The following is an 11,292-nucleotide window of genomic DNA, read 5'->3' as shown; positions in this document are numbered from 1 at the left end:
CATCACGCCAGTCAGACCAGGAGTCACACCCGCTGCTGCTGATCACCAGCCCACCACGACCACGAGAGCCAGCGAGAACTGACCCTCACAGTCAGTCCTCGGGCGGCGTGAGCGGCACGGTGACGACCAGGACCTCGTCCAGCCCCTCGGCCGCGTGCTCGGCGCGACGGCGGGCGGCGTCGGCCCGCGCCGCCTCGCGGTCGAAGGGACCGAAGGCGTCGGTCTCGCCGGTGACCGGGTCGGCGACGAGCACGACCCAGGCGTCGGGGCACGCGGTGTCGCCGTCGGTGCCCCCGCCCGCTGCCGAGCCGGACACGTCCACCATCCGGAGGAACGTACCGCGCGGTCGGTGCCGCGGCAGGAGGTCGATGCGCCCGGTGATCGGCCGTCAGCGCCGACCGGTGGACAGCTCGTCGATCAGGTAGAGGTTCGGCTCCGCAGCGCGACCATCCGGCCACCGTCCGTGCGCACATCGCGTCACCACGCATGGGCCGGCGAGGGACGGGTACGCCGGGGGCATGCTCCTCGTGGTGGTCCTCGTCCCGATCGCGATCATGATCCTGGCGTGCTCGCTGGAGCGCTACGAGGCCCACACGACCCGGGTGACCCCGACGCCGCGGGCGCCCCGCACGCCGGCACCCGAGCCGGTGCCCGCCGCCGGCTCGCACCTGCGCCTCGTGCCCGGGTCGGGAGCCGAGCGCGCCGTCGCGCTCGACGGGCCCACCGAGCGGCTGCGCACGGCCTCCTGAGCGGCTACTCCGGCCGGGGATGCTCCGGCCGGGATCGGGCCGCCGCCGCGACCGCCTCGTCGCGGTCCATCCCCGTCGCACCGAGCAGGTCCACGAGCATCGATCGCAGCTGGGCGAGCACCACCTCCGCCGAGTAGCCCCCGCCCGCCGCGGGCACCTCCGCCGCCGTGTCGAGCAGTGCCACGCGCGCCCCGTCGGTCGACTCCCCGGTGGTCAGCTCGCGGCGCAGCACACCGACCGCCTCGGCGAGGCGGCGCAGGACCGCGATCAGGTCGGGGTCGGGCTTCTCGCCGTCGCGGATCGCGGCGTCGCCCCGGCGCGCGAGCACCCGGGCGTTGCGCAGGGCCAGGTCGACCGCGGGCACGGCGGTGCGCAGGCGGGCGAGCTCGCCGCGGTGGCGCCGTCGCTGGGGCGCGATGGCGGTGATCTCGAAGCCGGCGTCCACCGCGTCGGCCAGCGCGTCGACCCGGCCCTGGGTCGCCCGGGCGCGCTCGAGCACGGCCCGGGCGGCGTCGCCGTCGCCCGCCTCGAGGGCGTCGGCGACGCCGGTGAGCACGGCACCGAGCTCCTCGAGCAGCGCCGCCAGGCCCCGCCGCGCGCGGGACAGCGGGTGCGACGGCAGCGTGGCCGCGGTGGCCAGCCCGATCGCCGCCCCGATGAGCGTGTCGATCCACCGCGAGAACGCCGCGTCGGTGCCCGGCGGCTGCAGCGTCGCCACGAGCACCGCGGACACCGCCGCCTGGTTGAGCAGCAGGGCGCCGACGTCGAAGAGCAGGGCGGCCAGCAGGGCCAGCCCCACCACGACGCTGATCTGCCACCAGCCGGGCCCGATGACCACGACGATGAGGTCGCCCACCGCCACGCCCACGCTGACCCCGACCGCGAGCTCGACGGAGCGCCGCAGCCGGTTGGTGACCGACACGCCCAGCACGAGCACGCACGCGATCGGGGCGAAGAAGGGCACCGGGTGACCGACGACGTCGCGGGCCACGAGGAAGGCCAGCCCCGCGGCGAGCGCGCACTGCAGGATCGGCAGCCCCGAGTCGCGCAGCCGCCGCCCACGGGTGCTGGCGAGCCGGCGCAGGCGGTCCACGGCGGGCACGGTGCTCCCCGCCCGGTCAGCCCAGGCCGAGGGCCTCGACGGCCTTCGGGTCGCTGTCGGCGAGCAGCGCCGTGCAGCGCTCGACCTCGTCGGTCTCGCCGATGGCCTGCGCGGCGTGGGCCAGCGCGGCGACCGAGCGCAGGAAGCCCTGGTTCGGCTCGTGGTCCCACGGCACCGGACCGAAGCCCTTCCAGCCGTGGCGGCGCAGCTGGTCGAGCCCGCGGTGGTAGCCGGTGCGGGCGAAGGCGTACGACGAGACGTGCTCCCCCGCCGCGGCCGCGCGCTCGGCCAGGGCGGCCCAGCCCGCGCTGTACGTGGGGTGGTCGGCGACGACCGCGGTCGGGTCCTCCCCGGCCGCGATCCGCGACGCCGGCTCGGGCGATTCCGGCAGGTACGTGGGCTGGGGTCCGAGCAGGTTCTGCCCGTGGCCCGCACCGGGCCCGGTCGGGATGGTCATGGACCCCATCCTCCCCGCCGCACGGGGCTCATCGCCCGAGGGTCTGCCCCGTGGAGCGCAGGTTCTCGCAGGCGGTGACGACGCGCTCGGCCATGCCCTTCTCGGCGGCCTTCATGTAGCTGCGCGGGTCGTAGGCCTTCTTGTCGCCGACCTCGCCGTCGACCTTCAGCACCCCGTCGTAGTTCGTGAACATGTGCGCCGCGACCGGGCGGGTGAACGCGTACTGGGTGTCGGTGTCCACGTTCATCTTCACGACGCCGTAGTCGAGCGCCTCGTGGATCTCCTCGAGCAGCGAGCCCGAACCGCCGTGGAACACCAGGTCGAACGGCTTGGCGCCGTCGCCCAGGCCCAGCTTGCGCGCCGCGACCTCCTGGCCCTCCTTGAGCACCGAGGGGCGGAGCTTGACGTTGCCCGGCTTGTAGACGCCGTGGACGTTGCCGAACGTCGCGGCCAGCAGGTAGCGGCCCTTGTCCCCGCCGCCGAGGGCGTCGACGGTGTGCTCGTAGTCGCCGGCGGCGGTGTAGAGCTTCTCGTTGATGTCGTGGGCGACGCCGTCCTCCTCGCCGCCGACGACGCCGATCTCCACCTCGAGGATGATCTTGGCCTTGACGGCCTTCTCCAGCAGCTCCTGGGCGATCTCGAGGTTCTCGTGGAGCTCGACCGCCGAGCCGTCCCACATGTGCGACTGGAACAGGGGGTGCCGGCCGCGGTCGACACGCTCCTGGCTGATCGCGAGCAGCGGGCGCACGAAGCCGTCGAGCTTGTCCTTCGGGCAGTGGTCGGTGTGCAGCGCGACGTTGATCGAGTACTTCTCGGCGACGACGTGCGCGAACTCGGCCAGCGCGCTGGCGCCGGTGACCATGTCCTTGACCGACTGGCCCGACCCGAACTCGGCGCCGCCGGTGGAGAACTGGATGATCCCGTCGCTCTCGGCCTCGGCGAAGCCGCGCAGCGCCGCGTTGATCGTCTCCGAGGACGTGCAGTTGATGGCCGGGAAGGCGAAGCGGTTCTCCTTCGCCCGGTCCAGCATCTCGTTGTAGACCTCGGGGGTCGCGATGGGCATCGTCGTGCCTCCCAGGAGCTCTCGACACGGCCGGTCACCGCGGACGCGGGCGGCGGGACTGCGGCGCAGTATGACCCACGGGCCGCTCCCGGCGCTGCGTCCCGGCGCTGTGACCCGATCGTCGGGATCGTCCCGCGGCGTCCTGGGCCGTCCTGGGCCGCGCGGGTGACGCCGCCGAGGATCTCGTCCCCACCGGGACCACAGGTGGTGAACGGCTATCGTCGGTGACGTGGCTCATCCCGGGGAGAGTGCCGTCGAGCGCACGCTGGGCAGCCTGAGGGCCATCGACGCGGTCGCTCCGGCGGACGCCTCGGTGCCCCATCCCTCGGCCCCACCGGTGGGTGCGTGGCCCTCCGGACCGGCGGCCAGCGCCCCGGTGGCCACCCAGCAGGAGCCCGCGCCGGCCCCGCGCACGCTCGAGGACCTCTACCGCGAGCACCGGATGCGGTTCGTCCGCCTGGCCGTGCTGCTGGTCGACGACCCGGCGACGGCCGAGGACGTCGTCCAGGAGGCGTTCACCGGGCTGCACCGGCACTGGAGCCGCCTGCGGGACGAGAACGCGGCCCTGGGCTACCTGCGCACGGCCGTGGTCAACGGGTCGCGGTCGGTGCTGCGCCGCCGACGCACCGCTCGCGAGTACACCCCGCCGCACACCGCCGACGCCCGGTCCGCGGAATCGCTGGCAATGCTCTCCGCCGAGCACCAGGCGGTGGTGACGGCGCTGGGCAAGCTGCCGCGCCGCCAGCGCGAGGTGCTGGTCCTGCGCTACTACGGCGGCCTCTCCGAGGCCGAGATCGCCGAGGCCACCGGCATCAGCAAGGGCACGGTGAAGTCGACGGCGAGCCGGGGACTCGAGGCCATCGGCAAGCTCGTCGGCGGCGCGTGACCCTCGTCGAACACCCCTGGGTCGCTCCCGTCACCGCCGCTACCATCCCCCGCGATGGATGACGAACGCCTGCTGGCCGAGGCCCTGCGCGCCCACGCCGCCGGCGGGGTCTCCTCCCCCGGCGCGGCGGACGCCCCCGCCGATCCACCCACCGAGGTCGCGGGCGGCGGGTCCGACGAGGGCGACCCCCAGCGTCTGAGCACCCGTTTCCGGCCGCTGACCCGGAGCCGGCCCGGTGACGGCGAGGCGTCGTCAGGACCGGCCGAGCCCGCCACCGGGCGCCGGTCCGCGCCCACGCCCGCGGCGCCGTTCACCGCGCCCACCACCGTGGGACGCGCGGGGCCCCACGCCCCGCCCCACGCCCCGCCCCACGCCCCGCCCCCCGCACCGGGGACGCCACCGCCGGGCACACCCGCACCGCGTTGGCCGCAGGCCGGCCCGAGGGGTGGCGCGCGGCCGCCGGCCCGCCCGGCACCCGTCCGTCCGCAGCCGCCCGGTCCGCCGGGTCCGCCCGCCGCTGCCGGCGTCCCGCACCCCCGCCCCGCGCCCGGGCCGCACGCCGCCGGCGCGGCCGCGCCCCCGCCCCCGGCGGACGACCCGGTCTGGACGCCCGGGCGCATCGCGTGGTGGTCGGGCGTCGCGCTGCTCACGGGCGCGGTGATCGGCGCGCTCACGGCCGTCGGCACCCTGCTGCTGCCCGGCTGACGGGTCTGCCCCCGGACGGCTCGGGGGACACCCCGAGGTCCGCGCGTCCGGCAGCGGCGTACGGTTCACAGGCGTGTCGCCAACGCTCGCCGCCGCCTCGACTTCGGTGCAGACCTCGGTGCAGGCCCTCGGCCCCGAGTGGCTGGACCCGCAGTACATCATCGAGGCGCTCGGCCCGTGGGCCCTCGCCGGTGTGTGCCTGATCATCTTCGCCGAGTGCGGGCTCCTCGTGGGCTTCTTCCTCCCCGGCGACTCGCTGCTGTTCATCACCGGCCTCGCCGTGGTCACCGGCCTGATCGACACGCCGCTGTGGCTGGTCTGCGTGCTGCTGGTGGTGTGCGCGTTCCTCGGCAACGTGCTGGGCTACTGGATCGGGTGGAAGGCCGGGCCGGCAGTGTTCGACCGCCCGAACTCGCGGCTGTTCAAGCGCGAGAACGTGGAGCGCACGCAGAAGTTCTTCGACAAGTACGGCAACCGCGCCATCGTGCTCGGCCGCTTCGTGCCGATCGTGCGCACGTTCATCACGGTGATGGCCGGCGTCGGGCGCATGGACACCCGCCGGTACATGACGTTCTCGCTGGTCGGCGGGGTTCTGTGGGCCGCCGGGGTGACGCTGCTCGGCGCCGGGCTGGGCCAGTTCTCGTTCGTGAAGGACAACATCGAGGCGATGCTCATCCTCGTGGTGCTGCTGTCGATCCTCCCGATCGTCTTCGAGATGATCAAGGCGCGGCGCGAGCGCAAGCTCGGGGCCCAGGGCCTCGCCGAGGACGTCCTCGACGGCGCGACCGACGAGCCCACCCAGGTCATCGACACCCGGCGCACCGACCGCCGCTGAGGCCCCACCCAGGCCCTCACCAGGCCCTCACCAGGCCCTCAACAGGCCCTCACCAGGCCCTCACCAGGCCGCGTCGAGGTCGGCGTGGGCGCGCACCCAGGCGTGCATGGCGATCCCGGCCGCGACCCCCGCGTTGATCGAGCGGGTCGAGCCGAACTGGGCGATCGACACCACGCTGTCCGCGCCCGCGGCGGCCGCCCGCGTGAGCCCCACGCCCTCCTGACCGAACAGCAGCACGCACCGCCGCGGCAGCGTCGCGGCCTCCAGCCGCCGCGCGCCCGGGGCGTTGTCGACGCCCACGACCGCGAGGTCCTCCCCGCGCGCCCAGGCCAGCAGCGCGCCGACGTCGGGGTGGTGGTGGACGTGCTGGTAGCGATCGGTGACCATCGCGCCGCGCCGGTTCCACCGCCGCCGGCCCACCACGTGCACGGCGGCCGCGGCGAACGCGTTGGCGGTGCGCACGATCGTGCCGATGTTGGCGTCGTGGTGCAGGTTCTCGATCGCCACGTGGAACGGGTGCCGGCGCCGGTCGAGGTCGGCCACGACCGCCTCGCGCCGCCAGTAGCGGTAGCGGTCGACGACGTTGCGGCGGTCACCGGCGGCGAGCAGCTCGGGGTCGTAGCGCGGGTCGTCGGGCCACGCCTCCGGCCCGCCGGGCCAGGGGCCGACGCCCACCGGCTCGGGGCCCGTGCGCCACTCGGTGGGGCCGGGCGCGTCGTCCGGCTCGTCCTCGGGGCCGGTCACAGCCCCAGGTCGGCCAGCCCGAGCAGCGAGCGGCAGGCCAGCCCGCGGGCCTCGACCGCCTCCGTCGCCCCGGTGCCCCGGTCGACGACGGTGACGACACCGACCACCTCGGCGCCCGCCTCGACCAGCGCGTCGACGGCGGTGAGCACGCTGCCGCCGGTGGTCGAGGTGTCCTCGACGGCGAGCACCCGGCGCCCGGTGACGTCGGGGCCCTCGATCCGCCGCTGCATCCCGTGGGTCTTCGCCGCCGAGCGCACCACGCAGGCGTCGACCGGCGCGCCCGGCGCGTGCATGACGGCCAGGGCGACAGGGTCCGCGCCCAGGGTCAGCCCGCCGGCGGCGTCGTAGGCCCAGTCGGCGGTCAGCTCGCGGACCAGGCGGCCGATGAGGGGGCCGGCCTCGTGGTGCAGGGTCGCGCGTCGCAGGTCGACGTAGTAGTCGGCCTCCCGGCCCGAGGACAGCGTCACCCGCCCGTGCACCACCGACAGCTCCGCCACCAGGGCCGCGAGCCGGGCACGCGCGTCCGGGTCCACCGCGGGGACGCTCATCCGCGCCCCGATCCGGAGCGCGCGGCCAGGGCGCGCAGCAGGGAGCGCGGCACGAGCCGCGTCACGCCGACGATCGTCTTGTACACCGCGCCCGGCACCGACACCGCCTTCCCGGCCTCGAGGTCGTCCATCCCTTCGGCGACGACCCGCTCGGCGTCCAGCCACGCCCACGACGGGCCGGAACGGCCCTGGCCCAGGCGCTGGTGGAACTCGGTGCGGGTGAAGCCGGGGCACAGGGCCATGACGCGCACGCCGCTGCCCGCCACGGTGAGAGCGAGGTTGCGCGACAGCGCCGTCACGTACGCCTTGCCGGCGCCGTAGACCGAGCCGCGGCCGGGCAGGAAGCCGGCGACGCTGGAGACGTTCACGACGTCGCCGGCGCCGCGTGCGACCATGCCGGGCAGGGCCGCGGCGGTCAGCTCCAGCACGGCGGCCATGTTGACCTCGTAGTTCGCGCGCAGCGCCGCCGGGTCGGTGTCGACGAACTCGCCGGCCGTCGCGTAGCCGGCGTTGTTCACCAGCAGCGCGACGGGCGGCCCGTCGGCGAGCCGCTCGGCCACCCGCCGCCGCCCCGCCGCCTCGGCCAGGTCGGCGACGAGCACGTCGACACGCACGCCCTCCTGGCGGTGCAGCCGCTCGGCGGTGGCCTCGAGGCGCTCGACGTCGCGGGCGACGAGGACGAGGTCGTGGCCGCGGCCGGCGAGGTGCTCGGCGAACGCGGCGCCGATGCCGGAGCTGGCGCCGGTGACGAGGGCCGTGCCCGGACGGGGGCCCCGGGGGCCGCGCCGCGCGCGGGACGGGGCGTGTCCCGCCGCGACCCGGGCGGCGGGGTGGGGCACGAGCCGCGAGACGCCGACGAGTGCGCGGGACGGGACGCCGGGCACGGACAGGGCGCGCCCGGCGGCGTGGTCGGCGAGCGCGGTGGCGGCGACGGCGTCAGGGGTGGGCGGGGCGAGGCGCAGCGGGACCGCCGAGGTCGGCCCGCGGGTCCCGGGCGGGGGCGGGCAGACGGCCGTGATGCCGAGCCCGTCGCGGGCGAGTGCCTGCGCCAGCGACTCGCTGAGCGTGACGACGTAGGCCTGGACCGCGCCGTCGAGGCCCGCCGCGCCGGTCGCGGGCAGGAACGCGGCGACGCCGGCCACCGTGATGACGCCGCCCGGGCCGGGATGGCCGCGGGCGATCATCCCCGGCAGGGCGGCCCGCAGGAGGGCGAGCACGGCGCCGGCGCCGCGATCGAGGGCGGCGCGCAGGTCGGCGGGATCCGCCTCGGGCAGGCCCGCGGTGTGCGCCGGCGCGGGCCCGACGACGAGCAGGTCGATCGGGCGGGTGTCGGCCTGCAGCCGGCGGACGACGAGGTCCAGGTCGTCGGCGTCGGCGAGGTCGCCGGGCAGGACCTCGGGGGGAGCGTGCGCGCCGCCGAGCTCGCCGGCCAGGGCCTCGAGCGCGTCCCGGGACCCGCCGGCGAGCACGAGCTCGTCCCCCGCGGCGTCCAGGCGGTGGGCGAAGGCCCGGCCGATCGGGGTGTCCGCGCCCGTGACGAGGGCCCGACGCGGTGTCGGGCCGGTCACCGTCCGGAGGACGAGCTGCTGCGGGCGCCGGGCCCGAACTCGTCGTCCTCGACGTCGTAGGGGATGTCGGCGGGGTGGTCGCGGTGGGTCGGGCGGGGCGCCTGCTCGGGGCCTGCCGGCTCGTCCTCGGCGGGCTCGGCGTCCCCGGGCTCGTCCTCGTCGCGGCCCGCCGCGTCCTCGAGGGCCACCGACACCTCGACCAGCGCCTGGAGCAGGGTCTGCACCCGCTCGGGGTCGGCCTCGGGGCCGATGGTGCCGAGCACCCAGGTGTCCTCGGCCCACAGCAGCGGCACGTCGTCGCCGACGAGGTCGGCCGCGCGCGCGAGGTCCGGGGTGAGCAGCGGGCGCGCCGGGGCCACCGCGGTGACGAAGGCGTAGCGCTCGCCGACCTGGCCGAGCGATTCCAGCCCGGCGTCGTCGGGCAGCGGCGCGGAGGGCAGGCGCAGCTCGAGGGCGACCGGCAGCGTCGCCACACCGCGCACGGCCGCGACGATGCCGGTGATCTGGCCCGCCTGCTCGTGGTCGAAGACGTGGGCCAGGCGCCGGCCGCCGGGTCCGGGGACCGCGCCGGTGGCGAGGTCGAGGGCGCGGCCGTGGCCGCCCTGGTGCACCGCGCCGTAGCGCCAGCGGCTGGGCAGCACCGGGTCGGCGTCGACGAACTCCCAGCTCTTCTGCTCGGCCCACCGGCGCCGGTCACGACGGTGCCCGTTGGTGCGGGCGCGGTCGGAGAGCAGGAGCAGCGCCCCGCCGCCCGCGGCGAGCACCGCGATGACGAACCAGACCCAGGCAGGCACGACCTGCAGCGTACGACGCCCGGGTCCCCCCTTCGTGCAGCACGTCACCGGCGCGCCGTGCCGAGCCCACGTGCGTGATCTTCTGAGCTATAGCTCAGAAGATCACGCACGTGGGCGGTTAGGGTCGGAGGTCGTGAGCGCCACGCTGGTCGCTCGGGATCTCGCCGCCGCGCACGGCGCCCGGGTGCTGTTCTCCGGTCTCGACCTCGTCGTCGCCCCCGGGGACGTCATCGGGCTGGTCGGGGCCAACGGTGCGGGGAAGTCGACGCTGCTGCGCCTGCTCGCCGGGCTCGAGGCGCCGGACGCCGGGTCGATCACGCCGGCGCCGGCGACGGCCACCGTCGGGCACCTGCCGCAGGAGACCGCCCGGGTGCCGGGCGAGACGGTGCGCGGCTTCCTCGGCCGGCGCACGGGGGTGACGTCCGCGTCGGCCACCCTGGAGACCGCGACCACGGCGCTGGCCGAGGGCGCACCCGGTGCCGACGGGGCGTACGCCGCCGCGCTGGAGCGCTGGCTGGACCTCGGCGGCGCGGACATCGAGGAGCGCACCGCCGAGGTCGCCGACGACCTCGGGTTCCCGGCGGACCTGCTCGACGCCCCGATGACCGCGCTCTCCGGCGGCCAGGCCGCCCGCGCCAACCTCGCCTCGCTGCTGCTCGCGCGCTTCGACGTCTTCCTGCTCGACGAGCCCACGAACGACCTCGACCTCGCGGGCCTCGAGCACCTGGAGCGCTGGGTGCGCGAGCTGCGCGCCGGCACCGTTGTCATCAGCCACGACCGCGAGTTCCTCGCGCGCACCGTGACCTCGGTGCTCGAGCTCGACCTCGCCCAGCAGCAGATCACGCACTACGGCGGCGGCTACGAGAGCTACCTCGCGGAGCGCGAGACCGCGCGCCGGCACGCCCGCGAGGCCTACGAGGAGTACGCCGACAAACGCGCCGAGCTCACCGCACGGATGCAGACGCAGAAGCAGTGGGTGGACAAGGGCGTGCGCAACGCCCGCAAGAAGGCCACCGACAACGACAAGTTCATCAAGCACCACAAGGCGCAGACCTCGGAGAAGCAGGCGTCGAAGATCGCGCAGACCGAGCGGCGCCTCGAGCGCATGGAGGTCGTCGAGGAGCCCCGCAAGGAGTGGGAGCTGCGGATGACCATCGCCGCGGCCCCGCGCTCGGGCACCGTGGTGGCGACGCTGGACGGGGCCGTGGTGCGCCGTGGCGACTTCACCCTCGGGCCCGTCACCCTGCAGCTCGACTACGCCGACCGCGTAGCGATCACCGGCGCCAACGGGTCGGGCAAGTCGACCCTGCTCGCGCTCCTGCTCGGGCGCCTCGCCCCGGTGCAGGGCCGGGCCGCGCTGGGGTCGGGGGTCGTCGTGGGCGAGGTCGACCAGGCGCGGGGCCTGCTCGCCGGCCGGTCGTCGCTGCTCGACGTGCTCTCCCGCGAACCCGAGCTCGACCGCTGGCCCACGGCCGACATCCGCACCCTGCTGGCGAAGTTCGGTCTCGGCGTCGAGCACGTCCACCGCGGCGCCGACACCCTCTCGCCCGGGGAGCGCACCCGGGCGGCGCTGGCGCTGCTGCAGGCCCGCGGCGTCAACCTGCTCGTGCTCGACGAGCCCACCAACCACCTCGACCTGCCCGCCATCGAGCAGCTGGAGTCGGCGCTCGCGTCGTTCGAGGGCACGCTGCTGCTCGTCTCCCACGACCGCCGGCTGCTCGCGGGCGTGGCCACGACCCGCGCCTGGCACCTCGACGCCGGCCGCGTGGTCGAGCAGGAGGCGTCCGCCTCGCGGGGATGACAGCTCTCTCATCCCGACGTCACCCCCGGCTCACCGGATC

General features: G+C 75.9%; 13 protein-coding genes. 5 read left to right on the top strand and 8 right to left on the bottom strand.

What is annotated here, in order from left to right:
- Window positions 1-91 precede the first annotated feature (91 nt).
- Complete coding sequence (locus C8D89_RS11130) at window positions 92-325, bottom strand: hypothetical protein (RefSeq protein WP_116708156.1); 234 nt, start codon at window positions 323-325, stop codon at window positions 92-94.
- Window positions 326-518: 193 nt separating this feature from the next.
- Between C8D89_RS11130 and C8D89_RS11125 the strand changes: the two genes are divergently transcribed.
- Complete coding sequence (locus C8D89_RS11125) at window positions 519-749, top strand: hypothetical protein (RefSeq protein WP_116708155.1); 231 nt, start codon at window positions 519-521, stop codon at window positions 747-749.
- A gap of 4 nt (window positions 750-753) precedes the next feature.
- Here the strand turns inward: C8D89_RS11125 and C8D89_RS11120 are convergent, their stop codons facing one another.
- From C8D89_RS11120 to fbaA, 3 genes are read right to left on the bottom strand one after another with little or no spacing between them, the layout of a single operon-like run.
- Complete coding sequence (locus tag C8D89_RS11120) at window positions 754-1,851, bottom strand: FUSC family protein (protein WP_243418013.1); 1,098 nt, start codon at window positions 1,849-1,851, stop codon at window positions 754-756.
- A gap of 16 nt (window positions 1,852-1,867) precedes the next feature.
- Window positions 1,868-2,308 (bottom strand): DUF3151 domain-containing protein, encoded by a 441-nt coding sequence (locus tag C8D89_RS11115; protein WP_116708153.1) that lies wholly within the window; start codon window positions 2,306-2,308, stop codon window positions 1,868-1,870.
- Window positions 2,309-2,336: 28 nt separating this feature from the next.
- Window positions 2,337-3,371, bottom strand: coding sequence for a class II fructose-bisphosphate aldolase (gene fbaA, locus C8D89_RS11110; RefSeq protein WP_116708152.1), 1,035 nt, complete (start codon window positions 3,369-3,371; stop codon window positions 2,337-2,339).
- Between the two features lie 217 nt (window positions 3,372-3,588).
- On the opposite strand from fbaA, the gene C8D89_RS11105 reads away from it, so the two are divergent.
- The 3 genes from C8D89_RS11105 (at window position 3,589) to C8D89_RS11095 (ending at window position 5,797) form a co-directional block, all read left to right on the top strand.
- Window positions 3,589-4,257, top strand: coding sequence for a SigE family RNA polymerase sigma factor (locus C8D89_RS11105; protein WP_423716947.1), 669 nt, complete (start codon window positions 3,589-3,591; stop codon window positions 4,255-4,257).
- 54 nt (window positions 4,258-4,311) lie between these two features.
- Window positions 4,312-4,962 carry a hypothetical protein gene (locus C8D89_RS11100; protein WP_116708151.1) on the top strand — a complete coding sequence of 217 codons (651 nt, stop codon included), beginning with the start codon at window positions 4,312-4,314 and terminating at the stop codon, window positions 4,960-4,962.
- A gap of 73 nt (window positions 4,963-5,035) precedes the next feature.
- The gene (locus tag C8D89_RS11095; RefSeq protein WP_207787165.1) at window positions 5,036-5,797 is read left to right on the top strand and encodes a DedA family protein; all 762 of its coding nucleotides are present in this window, start codon (window positions 5,036-5,038) and stop codon (window positions 5,795-5,797) included.
- A gap of 60 nt (window positions 5,798-5,857) precedes the next feature.
- Here C8D89_RS11095 and C8D89_RS11090 read toward each other — a convergent pair whose 3' ends face one another.
- The 4 genes from C8D89_RS11090 to C8D89_RS29150 are packed head-to-tail and all read right to left on the bottom strand — an operon-like array spanning window position 5,858 to window position 9,451.
- Window positions 5,858-6,541, bottom strand: coding sequence for a TrmH family RNA methyltransferase (locus tag C8D89_RS11090; RefSeq protein WP_116708149.1), 684 nt, complete (start codon window positions 6,539-6,541; stop codon window positions 5,858-5,860).
- Entirely contained in the window at window positions 6,538-7,089 is a 552-nt protein-coding gene (gene pyrE, locus C8D89_RS11085) for an orotate phosphoribosyltransferase (RefSeq protein ID WP_116708148.1), read from the bottom strand. Before pyrE ends, C8D89_RS11090 begins: the two co-directional genes overlap by 4 nt.
- Window positions 7,086-8,657 carry an SDR family NAD(P)-dependent oxidoreductase gene (locus C8D89_RS30965; RefSeq protein ID WP_165825646.1) on the bottom strand — a complete coding sequence of 524 codons (1,572 nt, stop codon included), beginning with the start codon at window positions 8,655-8,657 and terminating at the stop codon, window positions 7,086-7,088. The genes pyrE and C8D89_RS30965 overlap by 4 nt, the downstream gene beginning before the upstream one ends.
- A complete protein-coding gene (locus tag C8D89_RS29150; RefSeq protein ID WP_207787164.1) occupies window positions 8,654-9,451 on the bottom strand; it encodes a type III secretion system chaperone family protein in 798 nt (265 codons plus the stop codon). The genes C8D89_RS30965 and C8D89_RS29150 overlap by 4 nt, the downstream gene beginning before the upstream one ends.
- Before the next feature lie 133 nt (window positions 9,452-9,584).
- Between C8D89_RS29150 and abc-f the strand changes: the two genes are divergently transcribed.
- Window positions 9,585-11,252 carry a ribosomal protection-like ABC-F family protein gene (gene abc-f, locus C8D89_RS11075; RefSeq protein WP_116708146.1) on the top strand — a complete coding sequence of 556 codons (1,668 nt, stop codon included), beginning with the start codon at window positions 9,585-9,587 and terminating at the stop codon, window positions 11,250-11,252.
- The last annotated feature ends 40 nt before the right edge of the window (window positions 11,253-11,292 follow it).

This window comes from Actinomycetospora cinnamomea (genome assembly GCF_003096675.1).
Taxonomy (GTDB): domain Bacteria; phylum Actinomycetota; class Actinomycetes; order Mycobacteriales; family Pseudonocardiaceae; genus Actinomycetospora; species Actinomycetospora cinnamomea.
The sequence above is the reverse complement of the archived record's forward strand: the minus strand, read 5'-3'. Positions and strand labels throughout refer to the sequence as shown.

Bases quoted from the DNA above. Each gene is read 5' to 3' on its own strand.
- C8D89_RS11125 (WP_116708155.1), top strand. From the start codon at position 519: ATGCTCCTCGTGGTGGTCCTCGTCCCGATCGCGATCATGATCCTGGCG.
- C8D89_RS11130 (WP_116708156.1), bottom strand. From the start codon at position 325: ATGGTGGACGTGTCCGGCTCGGCAGCGGGCGGGGGCACCGACGGCGAC.
- C8D89_RS11115 (WP_116708153.1), bottom strand. From the start codon at position 2,308: ATGACCATCCCGACCGGGCCCGGTGCGGGCCACGGGCAGAACCTGCTC.
- pyrE (WP_116708148.1), bottom strand. From the start codon at position 7,089: ATGAGCGTCCCCGCGGTGGACCCGGACGCGCGTGCCCGGCTCGCGGCC.
- fbaA (WP_116708152.1), bottom strand. From the start codon at position 3,371: ATGCCCATCGCGACCCCCGAGGTCTACAACGAGATGCTGGACCGGGCG.
- C8D89_RS11100 (WP_116708151.1), top strand. From the start codon at position 4,312: ATGGATGACGAACGCCTGCTGGCCGAGGCCCTGCGCGCCCACGCCGCC.